Source organism: Streptomyces sp. NPDC057445, from assembly GCF_042802855.1.
In the GTDB taxonomy this organism is placed as follows: Bacteria; Actinomycetota; Actinomycetes; order Streptomycetales; family Streptomycetaceae; genus Streptomyces.
Window position 1 is genome coordinate 80,145 of record NZ_JBHVDH010000007.1, and the last position, 20,280, is coordinate 100,424.

Below are 20,280 nucleotides of genomic sequence, written 5' to 3' on the forward strand. Positions count from 1 at the left end.
GTCAAGAGGCGTCAAGGAAGCGTTAAAGATTAGGTAAGGTAACGAAGTGTTGCCGCCCGGAGGGGCGATCCGGCACGCCGGCGCGAGGGGAAGGATCGGCCACTGACTGTCCACCAGCTCAACGAACTCCTGCTCATCTGCTCGCTCGTCCTGCTCATCGCCGTCGCGGCGGTGCGCGTCTCGTCCCGGAGCGGGCTGCCGAGCCTGCTGCTCTATCTGGGCATCGGGGTCGCCATCGGGCAGGACGGCTTTTTCCATGTCAAGTTCGACAACGCCGAACTGACGCAGGTGATCGGTTATGCCGCACTTGTGGTGATCCTGGCCGAAGGTGGTCTGGGCACCAAGTGGAAGGAGGTCAAACCGGCGCTGCCCGCGGCAGCCTCACTGTCGCTCGTCGGCGTCGCGGTGAGCGTGGGCGTCACGGCGGCCGCGGCGCACTATCTGGTCGGACTGGAGTGGCGTCAGGCGCTCATCATCGGCGCGGTCGTCTCCTCGACGGACGCCGCCGCGGTCTTCTCCGTACTGCGGAGGGTGCCCCTGCCGTCGCGTGTCACGGGCGTACTCGAAGCGGAGTCGGGCTTCAACGACGCTCCTGTGGTCATCCTGGTGGTCGCCTTCTCGACGGCCGGTCCCGTGGACGACTGGTACATCCTCATCGGGAAGATCGTCCTGGAGCTGGCGATCGGCGCGGCCGTCGGCCTCGCGGTCGGCTTCCTCGGCGCGTACGGCCTGCGGCATGTGGCCCTGCCCGCCTCTGGTCTGTACCCGATCGCGGTCATGGCGATCGCGGTGAGCGCGTACGCCGCCGGCGCCATCGCCCACGGCAGCGGCTTCCTCGCGGTCTATCTGGCGGCGATGGTGCTGGGGAACTCCAGGCTGCCGCACTGGCCCGCCACCCGCGGATTCGCCGACGGGCTCGGCTGGATCGCCCAGATCGGCATGTTCGTCCTGCTCGGGCTGCTGGTCACCCCGCACGAGCTGGTGCACGACTTCTGGAAGGCCGTCGTCATCGGACTGGTGCTGACCATGGTGGCGCGGCCCCTGTCGGTCGTCGTCAGTCTGCTGCCGTTCAAGATGCCCTGGCAGGAGAAGGCACTGATGTCATGGGCGGGGCTGCGCGGCGCCGTCCCCATCATCCTGGCCACGATTCCGATGGTGTACAAGATCCCCGGCAGCGACCGGATCTTCAACATCGTCTTCGTGCTCGTGGTCGTCTACACACTGGTGCAGGGCCCGACGCTGCCCTGGCTGGCCAGGGCACTGCGGCTCGGCGGCGATGCCGAGGCCGCCGACCTCGGCATCGAGTCGGCGCCTCTGGAGCGGCTGCGCGGGCATCTGCTGTCGGTGGCCATCCCCGAGAAGTCGCGGATGCACGGTGTCGAGGTCGCGGAGTTGCGGCTGCCTCCCGGGGCCGCGGTCACCCTCGTCGTACGCGAGGGGAAGAGCTTCGTACCGCTTCCGTCGACCGTGCTGCGGCGCGGGGACGAGCTTCTGGTCGTGACGACGGATCCGGTACGGGACGCGGCGGAGGCGCGGCTGCGGGCAGTCGGACAGGGCGGAAAGCTGGCGGGATGGCTAGGAACCGGAAGAGAAACGTCCGGTTAATCCCAGGTGAGGATCCCAGAACGTCGGCAACTTCACAGGGCTGAGCCGCTTTCACCCCTGTAGCATGAAGGCACACAGATCGACCAACTCTGCCTGATGCAGAGCTGGCGCGACCGTATGGCGGCCGAGTCTCCCCTTCCGTGGGCACCGGTATCTACCGCAGTTCCGCGCAAGAGGACAGCTCTCGGCAGCTCCCACCACCCCGGGGAGCGCTACCAGGCGGCAGAAAGGCAAGGACCGTGGCGTCCACGGTCACCTCTGGCACGTCCGGCCGGCGTCCTGGCTACGGACAGTTGCTCCGTACCCCCGGGGTCTGGACATTCCTGCTCCCCGGTTTCGCGGCCCGGCAGCCGTTCGCGATGCTCACCATCAGCATCGTCCTGCTGGTCCAGCACACCACCGGCTCGTTCGGCAGCGCGGGCGCCGTCGCCGCTGTCACCGGCGTCTCCATGGCGCTCTTCGCCCCCCAGAGCGGCAAGCTCGCCGACCGCTTCGGCCAGCGCGCGGTCCTGGTACCCGGAGTGCTGGTGCATGCGGCGTCCGTCGGCACGCTCACCGCGCTGGCGCTCGCGGACGCGCCCCTGTGGGTGCTGTTCGCGGCCGCCGTGCCGACCGGTGCCTCCGTGCCGCAGGTCGGGCCCATGGTGCGGGCCCGCTGGGCGGCGAGGCTCGGAGGCTCTCCGCTGATGCCGACCGCGGCGGCCTTCGAGTCCGTGACGGACGAGTTCACCTTCGTGGTCGGGCCGGTCCTTGCCACGGCCCTGTGCACCGGCGTCCACCCGGCCGCCGGTCTGACCGCAGAGGCCGTGCTCACGCTGGCCGGCGGTCTGCTGTTCGCGGCCCAGCGCCGTACCCAGCCGCCCTTCGGCCGCCCGTCCGGCCATGAGCGGGCGGCGCACGTGTCCGCGCTGTCCGTGCCGGGTGTACGTGTCCTGGCCGTTGCCTTCCTGGGTATCGGCGCCGTCTTCGGCGGCATGCAAGTCTCCCTGACCGCGTTCACCGAGGAGATCGGTGAGCCCGGCATGAACGGCCTGCTGTACGGGCTCTTCGCCGCCGGCAACATGCTGGCCGGCATCGCCGTCGGCGCGATCGCCTGGAAGTCCGGGCCGCGGCGCCGCCTCGTCATCGGCTACGCGGGACTGACGGCCGCCGCGTCCCTGCTGTGGGCAGCGCACTCCGTGGTGCTGCTCGGCGCGCTCGGTCTGGTCGTGGGCCTGTGCATCGCGCCCGCTCTGATCACCGGCTACACGCTGGTCGAACCGCTGGTCCCGGCATCCGCCCGTACGGAGGCCTTCACCTGGCTCACGGGCGCGGTGGCACTCGGCCAGGCGGCCGCGGTGACGGTCGCCGGCAGGCTGGCCGACGCACACGGTTCGGCGGCCGGATTCCTGGTCCCGCTGGTGGGCACCGCGCTGGCGCTCGTCACCCTGGTGGCACTCCGGGCGCGGCTCGTTCCGCAGACGCACAGCCGTACGGTCGCACGTGGTATCGGTCACCGAGTGCCGGTGACGGTGGACTGAGCCGACGGAATACGTCAGTATGGAACATCGTTAGCACTCATTGAGTGAGAGTGCCAGGAGGAAGACAAGTGCCGACCTACCAGTACCAGTGCACCGAGTGCGGCGAGGGCCTCGAGGCGGTGCAGAAGTTCACCGATGACGCCCTGACCGAGTGCCCGAGCTGCCAGGGACGCCTCAAGAAGGTGTTCTCCGCCGTCGGCATTGTCTTCAAGGGCTCCGGGTTCTACCGGAACGACAGCCGCGGGTCGTCGTCGACCAGCTCGCCGGCGTCGGCGTCCTCGTCGTCGTCTTCTTCGTCGGGGTCGTCGTCCTCTTCGTCGGGGTCGTCGTCGAACGCGAAGGCCTCCGAGTCGAAGCCGTCGGCGTCGAGCTCGTCCAGCAGCGGCACGACGGCTGCCTGAGCCTCCCTCCCCATCTGTTTGCGCGAGGCCCCCTGTTCGACTGCTTCGGACAGCGGGGCCTTCGCCATGTTCGGGCGCGGCTACTGTGATCGCCATGGCCAACGCAGAGAGCGCACATCAGGGGAACGCCCGGCAGGAGACCGCGGGGCAGGGGACCACCGGGCAGGAGACCGCCCGGAAGGAGACCGCCCGGCGGAAGACCGGTGAGCGCGCCGAGATCGGTGTGATCGGCGGCTCGGGCTTCTACTCGTTCCTGGAGAACGTGACCGAGGTCCAGGTGCCGACCCCGTACGGCAGCCCCAGCGATTCCCTGTTCTTCGGGGAGCTCGCCGGCCGGCGGGTCGCCTTCCTGCCGAGGCACGGACGCGGTCACCACCTGCCGCCCCACCGCATCAACTACCGGGCCAATCTGTGGGCCCTGCGGTCCGTGGGCGTACGCCAGGTGCTGGCGCCCTGCGCGGTCGGCGGGCTGCGGCCGGAATACGGACCTGGCACGCTGCTCGTCCCTGACCAGCTGGTGGACCGTACGAAGTCACGCGCCGACACCTACTTCGACGGCGAGCCCCTTCCGGAGGGCTCGGTGCCGAAGGTCGTCCATGTGTCGCTGGCCGACCCGTACTGCCCGGAGGGGCGGACGGTCGCGCTGGCCGCGGCGCGGGGGCGCGACTGGGAGCCGGTCGACGGCGGGACGTTGGTGGTGATCGAGGGGCCACGCTTCGGGACCCGCGCCGAGTCGCGCTGGCACGCGGCGATGGGCTGGTCGGTGGTCGGGATGACCGGGCACCCCGAGGCGGCGCTGGCCCGTGAGCTGGAGCTCTGCTACACGGCGATCGCCATGGTGACGGACCTCGACGCGGGGGCGGAGGCGGGTGAAGGCGTCTCCCACGAGGATGTGATGAAGGTCTTCGCCTCGAACGTGGACCGGCTGCGCGGCGTCGTGTTCGACGCGGTGGCCGGGCTGCAGGCGAACGAGGACCGCAGCTGCCTGTGCACCACGGCGCTGAGCGGTCTCGAGACGGGGATAGAGCTGCCGTGATCACCCTGCGGCGGCTGCGGTGATCACCATGTGAGGGCAGTCGTGATCACCCGTCGGGGTGAGCGGGTTGTCCACAGCCGGGGTGCGGTCCACAGGGTCCGGCAGGGCGGCGGGAAAGCGTGGATCGTGAGGTGCGTTCGGCACAACACTTCGCGAATCTCACGGTCCTCACGGTTCTCACGAACGGCGGTCACGGCAATGTCGCTGCTTTCTCCCCGCGGGCAAGACGCTTCGTCCACGCACGGTTCTTCGCACGGCGCTTCGGCGGGCTCCTCGTACCGTCCTTCACACGGCGCTTCGCACGGCGCTTCGGCGGGCTCCTCGTACCGTCCTTCACACGGCGCTTCGGCCGGCGCTGCGGCGGGCTCGCCGTACCGTCCTTCACACGGCGCTTCGGCCGGCGCTGCGGCGGGCTCCTCGTACGGTTCCGCCCCCGGCTCCCCCTCCGGCCCGTCGCACGGAAACGGCCTCCTGAGCGCGCAGCATATGGAGCGGGGGCCGTTCGCCGTGCGGCGCGGCCCCCTGGGCAGCCGGCAGGGGCCGGTGCTCTTGGGCCAGGGCGGTTCCTCGGGCACGCAGGGGTCGCCGTCGGCCCTGCCGCCCTCGTCCGCGCCCGAGCCGTTCGGCGTCCCGGCGTTCGCTCCCCTGCATGTGAGGACCGGCTGGCAGCGACTGCGGCTGTGGCGCGCGATGCGCCGCAGGCGGCGTGCCCTGGCCGCCGGGCTGGCGCTGACGGCGGTCGCACTGGCGTTATGGGGGCCGCGCGCGCCGGTCGGGGCCGAGCCGCACGACGAGCCCGTGTCGCTGCGCCGGCACCGGCCTCCCCCGCCGGTGGACCTGGTCTCCGCCCCCGTACGGATCGCGGACGCCGAGACGGTCCGGCTGCTGCGGCCGGGCGACCGGGTCGACGTGATCGCGGCGCCGGACTCCCCGGCGGGCGGGACACCCGCCGCTCGCGTCATCGCGACCGGCGCCCGGGTGGCTGTGGTTCCTCGGTCGGAGGGGACGTTTCCCGACGGCGGCGCGCTGGTCGTTCTGTCCGTCCCACGCCCGGTCGCCGCGGTGCTGGCGGGCGCGGGCACCACGTCCCGTCTGGCGGTGACGCTGTGCTGACGCACCGCCGGCAGGACCGGGGTGCGGCTCAGAGGTGGTGCGGGGGCCGCTCGTCGAGGAACCGCGCAAGGTCCGCAGCACTGTCGCCGCTCGTCGCCGGAGGCCGCTCGCCCCACCCGCGGTCCGTATCGTCCGCGGACTGCTGGTCCAGCGGATCCTCGAAGATCAGCGCCGGCGGCTTGGGAAGGGGCTCCTGCCGGGCTTCCTTCGCATCGCGCGGTCCGGGGGCGGGGGCGGTACTCATACGCCCAGGGTACGCCGGGGCCGACAAGGCCAGGCCCGGAGAGGAGGGGTCCGGCGAGCAGAGGTCCGGCGAGCAGAGGTCCGGCGAGCAGAGGTCCGGCGAGCAGAGGTCCGGCGAGCAGAGGTCCGGCGAGCAGAGGTCCGGCGAGGAGGGGTCCGGAGAGATGGGGCCCGGCAGTCGCGTCCGGCAGTCGCGTCCGGCAGCGGGCGGGACCGGACGACGGGTGTCGTGCGGGGTGCGGACGTGGCCCGTTCTGTTCTGCTGGAGGGATGACGTCCACATCCGCCTCCGCCGAGGGCGACGGCTCCCGCCCTGTGCGTCGTATGCGCGCCCGCCACCGCGACGAGGCACATCGCGCCGCGACGCCGCTCGAGCTCTTCTTCGACCTCTGCTTCGTCGTCGCCGTCGGGCAGGCCGGGCTGCAGCTGGTGCACGCGCTCGCCGAGGGCCACGTGAGCGAAGGCGTCGTCGGCTATCTGTATGTCTTCTTCGGCGTGTGGTGGGCCTGGATCAACTTCACCTGGTTCGCCTCCGCCTACGACTGCGACGACGTGCCGTACCGGATCGCGACGCTGGTGCAGATCTGCGGGGTGCTGATCTACGCGGCCGGCGTGCCGAGGGCCTTCGCCGACAACGACTGGACCATCGCGGTCGTCGGCTATGTCGTCATGCGTATCGCACTGACGGTGCTGTGGCTGCGGGCCGCCGCGGCCGAGCCACCGGGGCCGGCCCGGGGCACCGCCCTCATGTACGCGGCCGGTCTGGTGGTCTGCCAGGCGGCGTGGATCGCCCTGCTGGCCGCGCCCGACGGGGCGAAGCGCTGGCTCTTCCCCGCTGTCGCGGCGGCCGAGATGCTCGTACCCGTGATCGCCGAGCATCGCCACCAGACGCCCTGGCATCCGCACCACATCGCTGAGCGGTACGGCCTGTTCACCATCATCGTGCTGGGCGAGACGATGTTCGCGGCCACCATCGGCGTCCAGTCCGCCCTGGGCAGCGTGGTGAAGGTCGGTGAGCTGGCACCCATCGCGTCCGGCGGCATTCTGATCATCTTCTCGGCCTGGTGGATCTACTTCGCCGTGCCCGCGCACGAGCGGCTCAGGGGCAACCGCGAGGCCATTCCCTGGGGTTACGGGCACTTCCTGATCTTCGCTTCCGCCGCCGCGATCGGGGCAGGGCTGGAGGTCGCGGTGGAGCAGTCCGTGGGCGAGGCGCACATCTCGACGTTCGCCGCGTCGGCCGCGGTGACCGTGCCGACGGCACTGTTCCTGCTGACCCTCTGGTATCTGCACGCCCGGCACTTCAAGCGCACGACCGCAGAGCAACTCCTGCTTCCGGTCTCGGTGCCCGCGATCCTCGCCTGCACGTTCGCCGGGCACGCGGCCGTGCTCAGCGCCGGTCTGGTGGCGGCGGCCACGGTCGCGGCGGGTGTGGCCCTGGCGAGCCGCAACCCGGAGTCGGCACAGCCCCCGGACCACCCGGAGTTGGAGGTGTGACGGCCCCTCCTCGAATCGCGGACCCGCGTGATACGCAGAAGGTATGGCACTCAACGACGCACTGACCGATGTCGCCGGCCTCCGGGTCGGCCACGCCGGTCTCTCCGGACCCGGCGCGCTCAGCGGCACCACCGTCGTCCTCGCGCCCGAGGGCGGGGCGATCGCCGCCGTCGACGTTCGCGGCGGAGGGCCCGGCACGCGGGAGACCGACGCGCTCGACCCCCGGAACCTGGTGCAGCGCGTCGACGCGATCGTCCTGACCGGCGGCAGCGCGTACGGGCTGGATTCCGCGTCGGGCGTCATGGCGTGGCTGGAGGAGCAGGGCCGTGGGGTTCCGGTGAGCCGCGAGCCCGGCCAGGTCGTCCCGGTCGTGCCGGCCGCCTGCGTCTTCGACCTGGGGCGCGGCGGTGACTGGCGGGCCAGGCCCGACGCGGCGACCGGGCGGGCAGCCGTGGAGGCGGCGGCGCGTACGGAGCCGGGCGCGCCGGTCGAGGAGGGCGGGGTGGGCGCCGGTACGGGCGCGGTCGTCGGCAGGATCAAGGGCGGGGTGGGCACGGCGAGCACCGTGCTTCCCGACGGGTCCACCGTCGCCGCGCTGGTGGTGGCGAACGCCGTGGGGTCGGCGGTCGATCCGGACACCGGTGCGCTGTACGGGCAGTACTTCACCGGCGAGCGACCCGCGTTCCCCTCCCCGGAGGTCCATGCCGCGGCGCTGCACCGCCTTGCCGAGACCGCGGACGCGAACGGTGCGCCGCCGCTGAACACCACCCTCGCCGTCGTCGCCACCGACTCCGAACTGACCCGTGCCCAGGCGCAGAAGCTCGCGGGCACGGCGCACGACGGCATCGCCCGCGCGGTGCGCCCGGTCCATCTCCTCAACGACGGTGACACCGTCTTCGTCCTCGCCACCGGCAGCCGTCCCCTCGGCCCTCACCCGCTCGCCCTCAACGCGGTCCTGGCGGCCGGTGCGGACGTCGTGACGCGGGCGATCGTGCGTGCCGTGCTGGCCGCGCGCACGGTGACCGGTCCGGGCGGCGAATTCCCCTCGTACCGGGAGCTGTACGCCGCTGCCGCCGAGTGACAGGGAGCACACCGGGACAGCCCGACGGCCTTGACCGGCAAGGCAGTTGAAGGAGCGCGCGCCCGCGCCGGGAAACTCCGCGCGCGCCCCCGTTCGTTTTCCCGAACCCTGGACGAGATGTCGGACCCAGGGACTACGTTAAGCAGTCACCAAGTGACGTGTGGCAACGGCCTGGAGATCCGGAGATCCACCTTGAACGATCCGTACGAGACAACCGAGACGCACCTCGAGCGGCTCCTGGGTCGGGCACTCAACTCCTTCGACCTTCCCGACACCATGGTCGACCGGCTCGAATCCGCGCTGGCTCACGCCAGTTCGCTCCACTCCTCGCACCACAGCGCGACGCTGCACCGCACGACCTACCGGCATACGTATCTGCTGGCCGACGGTTCCTCGCTCACCCTCTGGGAGCTCGTCCACAACACCGGCCGGGGCGGCGCCGACCAGCACGAGCTGTACACGGAGGAGACGGAGGCGCGGCTCGCCGCCTCCCGGCTCCGGGCCTTCGGCCGACAGCAGCCGGGCGGTGCGGGCGGCGACGGTCGCGCCGTGGCACCGGGCGCCTGGCCGGAGGCCGGTCCCGATCCGGATGCCGGTCCCGACGCCGGCCTGGACACGGGCCCCGACGCCGATCTGGACGCCGATCTGGAGCTGCTCGGCAGACTGCTGGCAACGGCCCCCGCCGCCCCGGCGCGTACGTACGCCCCCGACGACTCCCCCGACCATGCCCGCCGGCTGCTGCGCCGCGCCGAGAACCCCGACCGGCCGGGCGAGGAGACGGCCCGGCTGTTGCGGTCCGCCTTCGCCCACCACATCGGTCAGGCATTCGGCCGCCAGTGCCTGGCCGACGGCCGGGATTCGGGGTTCACCCTCTACGAGCATGCGTTCCTGCTGCTCGACGGCACCGAGCTGAGTCTGTGGGAGGTCGAGCACACGGCGACGCCCGACGGCCGCCACATGTGCGAGGTCTACGCCGACGAGCGCACCGCACGCGGGGCGATGGAGCTCCGCGCGCGAGTGCGCTGACCGACGGGTCCGGGGCCGGGCTCAGACGGCCGCGACCACCTGGGGCTTGTCGGACGCCGCCTCGGCCGGCCCGGTCACCTCCGACGTCCTGCGCATGCCTTTCAGCAGGATGACCAGGCCCGCGCCGACGACGGTGCCCGCGAGAACGGCCACGAGGTAGAGGAACGCGTTGCCGATCAGCGGGACCACGAAGATGCCGCCGTGCGGTGCGCGCAGAGTGCATCCGAAGGCCATGGACAGGGCGCCGGTCACGGCGCCGCCCGCCATCACCGACGGGATGACCCTCAGCGGGTCGGCCGCGGCGAACGGGATCGCGCCCTCCGTGATGAACGAAGCGCCCAGCACCCAGGCCGCCTTGCCGTTCTCCCGCTCCGCCTTCGTGAAGAGCCTGGCGCGCACGGTCGTCGCCAGTGCCAGCGCCAGCGGCGGCACCATGCCCGCGGCCATCACGGCCGCCATGACCTTGAGAGAGCCGTCGGTGGCATTGGCGAGACCGCCGACCGCGAAGGTGTACGCGACCTTGTTGAGCGGACCGCCCAGATCGAAGCACATCATCAGTCCGAGGATCACACCCAGGATGACGGCGTTGGCGCCCGTGAGGCCGTTCAGCCAGTCGGTGAGGCCCTGCTGGAGCTTCGCGAGCGGCTTGCCGATCACCAGGAACATCAGAAAACCGACGATCGCGGACGAGATCAGGGGAATCACGACGACGGGCATGATGCCCCGCAGCACGGCGGGCACCCTGACTCTCTGGATGGCCATCACGACGGCGCCCGCGAGGAGTCCCGCGACCAGGCCGCCGAGGAAGCCCGCCTTGATCGTGATCGCGATCGCCCCGCCGACGAAGCCCGGTACGAGGCCGGGGCGGTCGGCCATTCCGTAGGCGATGTACCCCGCGAGCACCGGGATCAGGAAGCTGAAGGCCAGCCCGCCGATCTGGAAGAGGAGCGCGGCCCAACTGGTCGGGTCGCCCCAGGCGAACGCCTCGGCGACGGGCTTGGCGCCGGCGATCTCGTAGCCGCCGATGGCGAAGCCGAGCGCGATGAGCAGGCCTCCCGCCGCGACGAACGGAATCATGTAACTGACTCCGGACATCAGCCACTTGCGGAGCTTGGTGCCGTACCCCTCGTCGGGACCGCCGGAGCGCTCCACGGGGCCGCCGGCCACGGCGTCGCTCACCTCGCCCCGGGCGGCCTTCTCCCGGACCTCGGATATGAGCTCGGCGGGCCGGTTGATCCCGGCCTTCACCCCGACGTCGACGACAGGCTTCCCGGCGAAGCGGTGCTTGTCCCGTACGGGCACGTCGTGCGCGAAGATCACGCCGTCGGCCGCGTCGACGACGGCGGGGTCGAGCCGCGCGAACCCGGCTGATCCCTGCGTCTCGACGACCACCTCGACGCCTGCGGCGCGTCCGGCCTTCTCGAGGGACTCGGCGGCCATGTAGGTGTGGGCGATACCGGTCGGGCAGGAGGTGACGGCGACGATGCGGAACGGTTCCTGTCCCCCTCCCTCAGCCCCGTCCTTCCCTGGATCGGAGGCTACGGGCGCTGGGGGCGCGGAGGTCGCGGCCGTCGTCCCGGGCACCGCGTCCGAGGCAGGCGCGGCGCCGGGCGCCGCCGGGGCGTTCGCGCCCTCCGGAGCGGCGGTCCGCCCGGGCCCGGCATTCGTCGTTGCCGGCTCCGCGCCGACGGACGAAGCGCCGGCCGAGGAGGCCGCGGCATTCGTCGCCCCCGCCTCGGGATCTGAGGTCACCGACTGCGCAGCGGCACCGGCCTGCGCCGGCGGGCCGGCCGCGCCAGGCTCGGCAGCGGGCTCCGTGGCGTCGGTGCCCTCCGCTTCGCCGCTCGCTGCCCCGCCGCCGGAAGTCGCCGCGTCCGCAGTCGCGTCCGCCGCGTCCGGGTCGGCGTCCCCGCGGAGCATGGCCGCGGCGACACGGGGTGAGGCCGTCGTGCGGAGGGCGGTGGTGAAGTCCCCGTCCATCAGGCGGCGGGCGAGGGAGGAGAGGATCGTGAGGTGGGCGTCGTCGGCTCCCGACGGGGCGGCTATGAGGAAGACGAGGTCCGCCGGGCCGTCGGGGGCGCCGAAGTCGATGCCCTGGGGAGCTCGGCCGAAGGCCAGGGTCGGTTCGGCCACGTGGGGGCTGCGGCAGTGGGGAATACCGATCCCGCCGTCGAGGCCCGTCGGCATCTGCGCCTCCCGTGCGGCCACATCGGCGAGGAAGCCGTCGAGGTCGGTGACGCGGCCGAGCGTGACCATGCGCCGCGCCAGCGAGCGGGCCGCCTCTTCCTTCGTCGCGGCGGCCAGGTCGAGGTCGACCAGGTCCGCGGTGATCATGTCGCTCATCGCGGGCTCCCTTGCTCCGTGAGTACGCGGTCCAGGGGGACGTCCGCGGTCACCTGGACCGCGGCGGTATCGAGGTCGGACGGCGTGGGCATCACGCTGCCCGGCAGTTGGACGGCCGCGGCGCCGTGCGCCACGGCGGCGGCCAGGGCATCCGGCCCCTCGCCACCGGCCGCCAGGAAACCGGCGAGGGACGCGTCCCCGGCGCCGACGTTGCTCCGCACGGCGGAGACCGGCGCGGCACCGTAGTGGACGCCCGCGTCCGAGACGAGCAGTTGTCCGTCCGCGCCCAGGCTGGCCAGGACCGTTGCCGCTCCGAGGGATCGCAGCTCCTCGGCGGCCTTCACGGCGTCCCCCACCGTCGCGAGCGGCCGTCCGACCGCCTCGGCGAGTTCGTCGGCGTTCGGTTTCACGACATCGGGCCGGGCCGGGAGCGCGGCCAGCAGCGAAGGGCCGGAGGTGTCGACGGCGATCCGGGCGCCCCATTCGTGCGCCCGCGTGACCAGCTCGGCGTACCAGGCGGGGGTGAGGCCCAGTGGCAGGCTGCCGCTGCAGACGATCCACGACACGGATGAGGAGTGCTCCAGTACCGCGGCGAGGAGAGCTCTCGATTCGGCGGCCGTGAGCCGCGGGCCAGGCGCGTTGATCTTCGTCAGCGTGCCGTCCCGCTCCGCCAGCGCGATGTTCGACCGCGTCACGCCCACGATCCTCACCGGTGCGACCTCGACCCCCTCCCCCTCGAGCAGCTCGGCGACCAGTCCGCCCGGAGCGCCGCCGAGCGGCATCACCGCGACGGTGCGGTGCCCGGCCGCGGCGACCGCCAGGGAGACGTTGACGCCCTTGCCGCCCGGGTCCATGCGCTCGCCGGTGGCACGCAGCACTTCACCGCGCTCCAGGTCCGGGATCTCGTACGTCCGGTCAAGCGACGGGTTCGGTGTGACGGTGAGGATCATGTGCGTACCACTTCCGTGCCCGCGGCCTCGATCGCCGCGGCGTCCTCGGGGCTGAGCCCGCTGTCGGTGATGAGCAGATCGACGTCGGCGAGGTCCGCGAAGCGCGCGAAGTGTTCCTCGCCGTACTTGTTCGAGTCGGCGAGCAGCACCACCCGCCGCGCGGCCGCGACGACGGCCCGCTTCACGGCGGCCTCTGCGAGGTCGGGCGTGGTCAGTCCGGCGGTGACCGAGAAGCCGTTGGTGCCGAGGAAGACGACATCGGCGCGAATCTCGCCGTACGCCCTCAGGGCCCACGCGTCGACGGCGGCACGCGTACGCTGCCGGACTCGGCCGCCGACCAGATGCAGATCGATACCGGGGTGATCGGCGAGCCGCGACGCGGCGGGCAGCGCGTGGGTGACGACCGTGAGCAAGCACTCCAGCGGAAACGCCGCCGCGAGCCGCGCCACCGTCGAGCCCGCGTCCAGAATGACGCTGCCGTCCTTCGGCAGCTCGGCGAGTGCCGCCCGGGCTATGCGGTCCTTCTCGTCGGCCGCGGTGGACTCCCGCTCGGCAAGATCCGGCTCGAAGTCGAGTCGCCCGGCCGGAATGGCCCCACCGTGCACCCGGCGCACGAGCCCGGCCCGGTCGAGGGCCTTCAGGTCACGCCTGATGGTCTCGGCGGTGACCTGGAACTCGTCGGCGAGAGACAGCACATCGACGCGTCCGCCCTCGCGGGCGAGATGGAGGATCTGCTGCTGACGCTCCGGTGCATACATGTGGGTTTACGTCCGTTCCGTGCCCGAACCTGTGGTTTCACCGCAAGGCTACGCCCAGGATTCCGCAAAGTAAACAGATTCGGGCACCGGACGGACATATTCGGGCTCTGCGACGGCTGGCGACGGGACACGGCGCGGGCCAAGAGCCCCGGGCACACGAAAGCCCGGCACCGGGAAAACGTCCCCCGTGCCGGGCCTCCCCCCGGGCCTCCGCGGCCTGCGGGCTCAGTGCGTCAGCGCCGGCTCCCGCTCCTTGCCCTGCTGCCCGGCGCCGGCCTCCTGCCCGGTCTCGTCCGTGGCGCCGGCGCCCTCCAGGTGCTGCTTCGGCCGCGCCGGGAGCGCGAACATCACCAGGAAGATCACGACCAGCACCGCGACGACCCACCACAGTGAGCCCTGGAATGCGTCCGAGAACGCCTGGCCCACCTCGGCCGGAGCCGGCCGCTGCTCATCGATCGTCCCGAAGAAGACGACCGACACCAGCCCGAGCCCGAGCGCATTGCCCATCTGCGTGGTGGTGTTGATCAGCCCGGACGCCGAACCGGCGTGTTCCCGCGGCACATCCGACAGCACCGCGTCCGTCAGCGGCGCCACGATCAGCCCCATACCGAGACCCATGACCACGAGCGGCGCGATCATCTGCCAGGAGTGGATCCCCGTGCCGTACCGCCCGGCCTCCCAGATGTAGAGGAGCAGCCCCGCAGCCATCGTCAGCGCGCCCGCCTGCAGCACCTTCCGGCCGAAGCGCGGTACGAGCTGCTGCACGGACATGCCGGCCGCCAGCGACACCGCGATGGAGAACGGCACCCCGGTCAGACCCGCCTTCAGCGGGCTCCAGCCGAGGCCGATCTGCATGTACAGCGTCCAGACCAGGAAGAAGATGCCCATGACCACGCCGAAGGTCAGCTGCACCGCGACGCCGGCGGCGAAGCTCTTCACACGGAACAGCGACAGCTCGACGAGCGGCGAACCGTCCTTGCGCGTCTTCCGCTTCTCGTACGCCACGAACACGCCGAACACGAGCGGACTGCCCGCCATGCACAGATGACCCCAGAGCGGCCAGTCCAGCTCACGGCCGCGCGTGAGCGGGTAGATCAGCATCAGCAGACCGGCCGTGACGAGTGCGACGCCGACCAGGTCGAGGCGGAGCGCCTTCTCGGCCTTCGACTCGGTGATGAACCTCCGGCCCAGGATGACGCCCGCGATGCCGACCGGAAGGTTGATCAGGAAGATGGGCCGCCACTCCAGCCCGAACAGATTCCACTCGGTCAGCAGCGCACCGAGCAGCGGACCGGACACCGCACCGAGGCCGACGATCGCACCGAACATCCCGAAGACCTTGCCGCGTTCGTGCGCCGGGAAGGTCACATGGATGATCGAGAGCACCTGAGGCACCATCATCGCGGCCATGGCGCCCTGCAGCATCCGCGCGGCGACCAGCATCTCCGCACCGGCGGCGAAGCCGCACAGCGCGGAGGCGACGGTGAAGCCGGTGATTCCGATCAGGAACAGCCGCTTGCGGCCGAAGATGTCCCCGAGACGACCACCTGTGATGAGTCCGGCGGCGAACGCCAGCGCGTAACCGGCGGTGATCCACTGGATCGCCCCGAACGACGCTCCCAGGTCCCGCTCGATGCTCGGGATCGCGATGTTGACGATGGTGACGTCGACCAGGTCCATGAAAGCCGCGGTCATGACGATGGCCAGGGCTATCCAGCGACGCCGGTCGGCCACGGCGTCGGGACCCGCCGCCGGCCCGGCCCCCTCGGGCGCCTCCACAGACGTGCGAGGAGACGGGTTTTCCAGCGCCGGCGCGGACGCTGGAGCGGGTACGGAAGCGGAGACAGGGGTGGACGTTGCCGTATCCGGTACGGCGGCTTCGGAGCTCATGCGAAGCAAATTAGTGAGGATATAGGTCAGCTCATGTCCTAGAAGGCTGGCAATCTGAGGCTCATGACGGACACCCCGGCACGACTGCTGAATCTGCTGTCCCTCCTCCAGACGCCGCGCGAGTGGCCGGGCAGCGAACTCGCCGAGAGGCTCCAGGTCAGCCCGCGCACGATCCGGCGGGACATCGACCGGCTGCGCGACCTCGGCTATCCCGTCGAGGCCACGAAAGGCGCGGTCGGCGGATACCGGCTGGTCGCGGGCACGGCCATGCCGCCGCTGCTCCTCGACGACGAGGAGGCCGTCGCGATCGCGGTGGGGCTGCGGGCGGGGGCCGGGCATGCCATCGAAGGGGTCGAAGAGGCGTCCGTAAGGGCCCTCGCGAAGCTGGAGCAGGTGCTGCCGTCGCGGCTGCGGCACCGGGTGTCGACCCTGCAGAACGCGATGATTCCCTTCACCCGCGGCGACGGCGCCACCGTCCATCCGCACACGCTCACCGCCATCGCGGCAACGGTCACCGGCCGGGAGCGGCTGCGGTTCGGCTATCGCTCGGGGGACGGCACGGAGACGAAGCGGCAGGTCGAGCCGTACCGGCTGATCTCGACGGGCCGGCGGTGGTACCTGGTCGCTTACGACCTCGAGCGGGAGGACTGGCGTACGTTCCGGGTGGACCGGGTGCGAGACACCTTCGCCACGGGAGCCCGCTTCACGCCGCGCGAGGTGCCGGCCGGCTGGGACGCGGTGAAACTCCTGTCCCACTCCATGTACCGGAATCAGCCGGAACACGCGCTGGACGTGTCCTTCGGGGCGCCCGCGGAGTACGTCGCGGCCCGGCTCCCCGGCTACCTCGGTACGCCCGAGGCGACAGGACCGGACAGCTGCCGTCTGCACACCAGCTCACAGGACTCGCTGGAGTGGCTCGCCGTCCGGCTGGCGCTGGTCGACTGCGAGTTCACGGTCCATGCCCCGGCGACGCTGGCCGAGCACCTCTCGGAACTGGGCGCGCGTCTCACGCGCGCGGGGCGCTGAGGCGGCGGGGCGGCAGGCTCCGGATCCACCGTTCCGGATCGCGTCCACCGTTCCGGATCGCGTCCACCGTTCCAGATCGCACAGAGAGCCGTCCGGACAGAGCCGTCCGAACAGAGCCGTCCGGAAAGACCGGAAAGATAAGGACCCCGACACCGGGGGGAAGGTGCCGGGGTCCGCTCAGGGGGCGTGGGGTCGCGCCCCACACCGCTCACGCCGCCGCGTCGAAGCCGGTGTCCCGCGCCATCCGCTTCAGCTCGAGCAGCGCGTGCTTCTCGATCTGGCGGATGCGCTCGCGCGTCAGGCCGTGCTCCTTGCCCACCTCGGTCAGCGTACGCTCGCGGCCGTCCTCGATGCCGTACCGCATACGGATGATCGACGCGGTCCGGTGGTCGAGCTTGTCGATCAGATCGTCCAGTTCCTCGCTGCGCAGCAGCGTCAGCACCGACTGCTCCGGCGACACCGCCGAGGTGTCCTCCAGCAGATCGCCGAACTGCGTCTCGCCCTCGTCGTCGACCGACATGTTCAGTGAGACCGGGTCCCGGGCCCAGTCCAGCACGTCGACGATCCGCTCCGGCGTGGAGCCCAGCTCCGCGGCCACCTCGGCCGGCTCGGGCTCACGGCCGTTCTCGCGGTTGAACTCGCGCTGGACACGGCGGATCCGGCCCAGCTCCTCCACCAGATGGACGGGGAGCCGGATCGTGCGGGACTGGTCGGCTATGGAACGCGTGATGGCCTGACGGATCCACCACGTCGCGTACGTCGAGAACTTGAAGCCCTTCGCGTAGTCGAACTTCTCGACCGCGCGCACCAGGCCCGCGTTTCCCTCCTGGATCAGATCCAGCAGCGGAAGGCCGCTGCGGGGATAGCGCCGGGCCACGGCCACCACCAGGCGGAGGTTCGACCGGATGAAGATGTCCTTGGCGCGCTCGCCCTGGGCGACCAGCGCCTCCAGTTCCTCGCGCGTGACAGCGCCCCCGTCGCCCGAACCCTTGGCGGCGTCCGATGTCACGGAGCCGTCGAGGATCTGCGTGGCGTACACACCGGCCTCGATGGTCTGGGAGAGCTCGACCTCCTTTGCGGCGTCGAGCAGGGGCGTACGCGCGATCTCGTCGAGATACATGCCGACCAGGTCGCGGTCGGCGATCTCCCCGCCCACGGCGCGAACGCTGCTTGCCCTGTTGGCCCCAGCCCCGTTTGCGGCGGACTGACGACGGGCGACGGCACGGGTTGCCATGCGTGCTCCCTTGCTGAGTAGGTCGCGACACCCTTCAGAGTCTTCCGGGTGCCCTGCATCCGAGGGAAACAACGACTGGAAACCGGACAGAATTCCCAGGCGGTGCAGGGATTTTTGTGATCTTGCAGTACCCTGTCCGGCCACCACGGGAGGACGAATGCTGCCGGAGCACATGGAGACGCAGGTCAAGGCGGGCTCGGAGGCGGATCTTCCGGCACTCACGGAGCTGTACAACCACTACGTCCGCGAGACGGCCGTGACCTTCGACACCGTCGCTTTCACCCCCGAGCAGCGCCGCCCCTGGCTGCGCTCCCACCCTGAAGACGGCCCGCACCGTCTTCTGGTTGCTCGGGATGTCCGTTCCGGCCGGACCCTTGGATACGCGACCAGCAGCGCGTTCCGGCCGAAGGCCGCCTACGCCACCTCGGTGGAGGTCAGCGTCTATCTCGCTCCCGACGCGGCGGGCCGCGGCATCGGCACCCTCCTCTACGACGCGCTCTTCGACGCACTCGCCGGCGAGGACCTGCACCGCGCCTACGCGGGGATCGCCTTGCCGAACAAGGCCTCGGTCCGGCTCCACGAGCGCTTCGGGTTCCGGCACGTCGGGACGTACGAGGAGGTCGGGCGGAAGTTCGGCCGGTACTGGGACGTGGCCTGGTTCGAGAAGAGACTGGACCAGGGCCCGGACCCGACCCCGGACCCGGACCGCTGGAGCGCGGGACGCCGCCCTGGCACCGACCGTACGGAGTCCCGCGGCAGCGGACCACTTGCGGTCGCCCCGGGCCGTGTCTGAGAACTCCTGCCCGGCTCGCCCCGCCCTGCGGGCGGACGGCGCGCGACCCCGCTCACCGATCCGGCCTGATCCGGCCTGATCCGGAGGAGAGACCCTAGCCGAACTGGACCGAGCGCTTCGCCAGCCCCATCCAGAAGCCGTCGATGACGCTCCGGCTGTGCGCCGGTTCGTCGCCCGCGGCACCCAGGGTCACGAACAACGGCGCGAAGTGCTCGGTGCGCGGGTGCGCGAGTCTCCCCGCCGGCGACTTGTGCTCGAAGTCGAGCAGGGCGTCCACGTCCGCGGCGGCCAGCGCCCGCTGCCCCCAGTCGTCGAACTCCACCGACCAGCCGGGGACGCCGCCGCCCACGTGCCGCAGCGCCGCGAGGTTGTGGGTGAAGAAGCCGCTGCCGACGATCAGCACGCCCTCGTCGCGCAGTGGTGCGAGCTTGCGCCCGATGGCGAGGAGCCGCTGCGGGTCGAGCGTCGGCATGGAGATCTGCAGTACGGGAGTGTCGGCGCCGGGGAACATCTCGACGAGCGGGACGTACGCCCCGTGATCGAGGCCGCGGTCCGGCATGTCCTGCACGGGAGTGCCGGGGCCGCGCAGCAGCTTCCGCACGGACTCGGCGAGTGCGGGCGCACCCGGGGCCTCGTAACGGACCCGGTAGTAGTGCTCGGGAAAGCCCCAGAAGTCGTACACGAGCGGCACGGTCTCCGTCGCGCCGAGCGCGAGCGGGGCCTCCTCCCAGTGCGCGGAGACGACCAGGATGGCCTTCGGCCGGGGCAGGCCCGCCGACCAGGCCGCGAGCTGGCCCGGCCAGACCGGGTCGTCGGCGAGCGGAGGCGCGCCGTGTGAGAGATAGAGAGCCGGCATCCGCCCCGTGGCGACCGGGCCGGGCGAGGCGGCATCCGAGCTCAGGGGGGCCACGGGGCCCACAGGGTCTATGGCGTTCGCCGCGCTCGCCGCGTCCATGGTGCCCATCGGAGCCTCCCGAGCAGTCGATCTTGAATCTTCAAGTTCCTGTACCTCAGAAGACTAGGGCCATCTTGTTCAACTTTCAAGAAAAGGCTCGTAGAGTAGATGCATGACGACGGCATCCAACGCGGGCGAAGGTCGCTGGCTCAGCTCGGAGGAGCAGCGCATATGGCGCTCCTACCGCCACGCCACCACGCTCCTCGAGGACAGTCTCGACCGCCGGCTCCAGCGGGACGCGGGCATGCCGCACATCTACTACGGCCTACTCGTCCAGCTCTCCGAGGCTCCGCGCCGCCGCCTCCGCATGACCGAGCTGGCCAAGGACGCCAAGATCACCCGCTCGCGGCTCTCGCACGCGATCGCACGCCTGGAGAAGAACGGGTGGGTGCGCCGCGAGGACTGTCCGTCCGACAGACGGGGCCAGAACGCGTATCTCACCGACGAGGGGTACGAGGTCCTGAAGAACGCGGCCCCCGCGCATGTCACCGCCGTACGGCAAGCGATCTTCGACCGTCTCACCCCGGAGCAGGTACGCCAGCTCGGCGAGATCACCCGGATCATGACCGAGGGTCTCGAGCCGGACGGCACCGGCGCGGACCTCCCCTGGCTGCGCTGAGACACGTTCGGGCACAGGGGACGGGGCCGGGGGACGGGGCCAGAGGACGGGACCAGAGGACGGGACCAGGGAACGGGCCCAGAGGACGCGCCCAGGGGACGGGGCCAGGGGACGGGGCCAGGGGACGGGCACATACAAGACGGGTCCCCGCCCGGGTTCCATGAACCCGGGCGGGGACCCGCTCTCCCTC

At 71.4% G+C, this 20,280-nt stretch carries 17 protein-coding genes and 1 pseudogene; 11 read left to right on the top strand and 7 right to left on the bottom strand.

Annotated elements, in window-relative coordinates; translation table 11 throughout:
- The first annotated feature begins 102 nt into the window (after positions 1–102).
- From ACFU5O_RS17780 to ACFU5O_RS17800, 5 genes are all read left to right on the top strand, one after another.
- Entirely contained in the window at positions 103–1,605 is a 1,503-nt protein-coding gene (locus ACFU5O_RS17780; RefSeq protein WP_384241694.1) for a potassium/proton antiporter, read from the top strand.
- Between the two features lie 239 nt (positions 1,606–1,844).
- Positions 1,845–3,125: an MFS transporter gene (locus tag ACFU5O_RS17785; RefSeq protein ID WP_384241263.1), complete on the top strand. Its 1,281-nt coding sequence runs from the start codon at positions 1,845–1,847 to the stop codon at positions 3,123–3,125.
- Between the two features lie 68 nt (positions 3,126–3,193).
- Positions 3,194–3,526 carry an FmdB family zinc ribbon protein gene (locus ACFU5O_RS17790; protein WP_384241265.1) on the top strand — a complete coding sequence of 111 codons (333 nt, stop codon included), beginning with the start codon at positions 3,194–3,196 and terminating at the stop codon, positions 3,524–3,526.
- A 94-nt stretch (positions 3,527–3,620) separates the two neighbouring features.
- Entirely contained in the window at positions 3,621–4,562 is a 942-nt protein-coding gene (locus tag ACFU5O_RS17795) for an S-methyl-5'-thioadenosine phosphorylase (RefSeq protein ID WP_384241266.1), read from the top strand.
- Between the two features lie 486 nt (positions 4,563–5,048).
- Positions 5,049–5,675, top strand: a complete 627-nt coding sequence (locus tag ACFU5O_RS17800; RefSeq protein WP_384241268.1) for a hypothetical protein — start codon at positions 5,049–5,051, stop codon at positions 5,673–5,675.
- Positions 5,676–5,703: 28 nt separating this feature from the next.
- Here ACFU5O_RS17800 and ACFU5O_RS17805 read toward each other — a convergent pair whose 3' ends face one another.
- Positions 5,704–5,919, bottom strand: a complete 216-nt coding sequence (locus tag ACFU5O_RS17805; RefSeq protein ID WP_384241269.1) for a hypothetical protein — start codon at positions 5,917–5,919, stop codon at positions 5,704–5,706.
- Positions 5,920–6,188: 269 nt separating this feature from the next.
- On the opposite strand from ACFU5O_RS17805, the gene ACFU5O_RS17810 reads away from it, so the two are divergent.
- The 3 genes from ACFU5O_RS17810 to ACFU5O_RS17820 all read left to right on the top strand — a co-directional run bounded on the left by ACFU5O_RS17810 (position 6,189) and on the right by ACFU5O_RS17820 (position 9,522).
- The gene (locus ACFU5O_RS17810) at positions 6,189–7,415 is read left to right on the top strand and encodes a low temperature requirement protein A (protein WP_384241271.1); all 1,227 of its coding nucleotides are present in this window, start codon (positions 6,189–6,191) and stop codon (positions 7,413–7,415) included.
- Positions 7,416–7,458: 43 nt separating this feature from the next.
- Positions 7,459–8,496: a P1 family peptidase gene (locus ACFU5O_RS17815; RefSeq protein ID WP_384241272.1), complete on the top strand. Its 1,038-nt coding sequence runs from the start codon at positions 7,459–7,461 to the stop codon at positions 8,494–8,496.
- Between the two features lie 192 nt (positions 8,497–8,688).
- Positions 8,689–9,522: a DUF6227 family protein gene (locus ACFU5O_RS17820; protein WP_384241275.1), complete on the top strand. Its 834-nt coding sequence runs from the start codon at positions 8,689–8,691 to the stop codon at positions 9,520–9,522.
- 21 nt (positions 9,523–9,543) lie between these two features.
- Here the strand turns inward: ACFU5O_RS17820 and ACFU5O_RS17825 are convergent, their stop codons facing one another.
- From ACFU5O_RS17825 to ACFU5O_RS17840, 4 genes are all read right to left on the bottom strand, one after another.
- Entirely contained in the window at positions 9,544–11,865 is a 2,322-nt protein-coding gene (locus tag ACFU5O_RS17825; RefSeq protein ID WP_384241277.1) for a fructose-specific PTS transporter subunit EIIC, read from the bottom strand.
- Complete coding sequence (gene pfkB / locus ACFU5O_RS17830) at positions 11,862–12,815, bottom strand: 1-phosphofructokinase (RefSeq protein WP_384241279.1); 954 nt, start codon at positions 12,813–12,815, stop codon at positions 11,862–11,864. The genes ACFU5O_RS17825 and pfkB overlap by 4 nt, the downstream gene beginning before the upstream one ends.
- Positions 12,812–13,573: a DeoR/GlpR family DNA-binding transcription regulator gene (locus ACFU5O_RS17835; RefSeq protein ID WP_384241281.1), complete on the bottom strand. Its 762-nt coding sequence runs from the start codon at positions 13,571–13,573 to the stop codon at positions 12,812–12,814. Before ACFU5O_RS17835 ends, pfkB begins: the two co-directional genes overlap by 4 nt.
- Positions 13,574–13,798: 225 nt before the next feature.
- Positions 13,799–15,268, bottom strand: coding sequence for an MFS transporter (locus tag ACFU5O_RS17840; RefSeq protein ID WP_384241695.1), 1,470 nt, complete (start codon positions 15,266–15,268; stop codon positions 13,799–13,801).
- A 258-nt stretch (positions 15,269–15,526) separates the two neighbouring features.
- Between ACFU5O_RS17840 and ACFU5O_RS17845 the strand changes: the two genes are divergently transcribed.
- Positions 15,527–16,489, top strand: coding sequence for a helix-turn-helix transcriptional regulator (locus ACFU5O_RS17845; RefSeq protein WP_384241283.1), 963 nt, complete (start codon positions 15,527–15,529; stop codon positions 16,487–16,489).
- Positions 16,490–16,697: 208 nt separating this feature from the next.
- On the opposite strand, the gene ACFU5O_RS17850 is transcribed toward ACFU5O_RS17845, so the two are convergent.
- Positions 16,698–17,723 (bottom strand): RNA polymerase sigma factor RpoD/SigA, encoded by a 1,026-nt coding sequence (locus ACFU5O_RS17850; RefSeq protein WP_384241285.1) that lies wholly within the window; start codon positions 17,721–17,723, stop codon positions 16,698–16,700.
- A 157-nt stretch (positions 17,724–17,880) separates the two neighbouring features.
- Between ACFU5O_RS17850 and ACFU5O_RS17855 the strand changes: the two are divergent.
- Positions 17,881–18,396, top strand: a pseudogene (locus tag ACFU5O_RS17855) (GNAT family N-acetyltransferase); the annotation flags it as partial.
- Between the two features lie 214 nt (positions 18,397–18,610).
- Here the strand turns inward: ACFU5O_RS17855 and ACFU5O_RS17860 are convergent.
- Positions 18,611–19,372 (bottom strand): dioxygenase, encoded by a 762-nt coding sequence (locus ACFU5O_RS17860; RefSeq protein ID WP_384241698.1) that lies wholly within the window; start codon positions 19,370–19,372, stop codon positions 18,611–18,613.
- Between the two features lie 211 nt (positions 19,373–19,583).
- On the opposite strand from ACFU5O_RS17860, the gene ACFU5O_RS17865 reads away from it, so the two are divergent.
- Positions 19,584–20,090 carry a MarR family winged helix-turn-helix transcriptional regulator gene (locus ACFU5O_RS17865; RefSeq protein ID WP_384241288.1) on the top strand — a complete coding sequence of 169 codons (507 nt, stop codon included), beginning with the start codon at positions 19,584–19,586 and terminating at the stop codon, positions 20,088–20,090.
- Positions 20,091–20,280 lie beyond the last annotated feature (190 nt).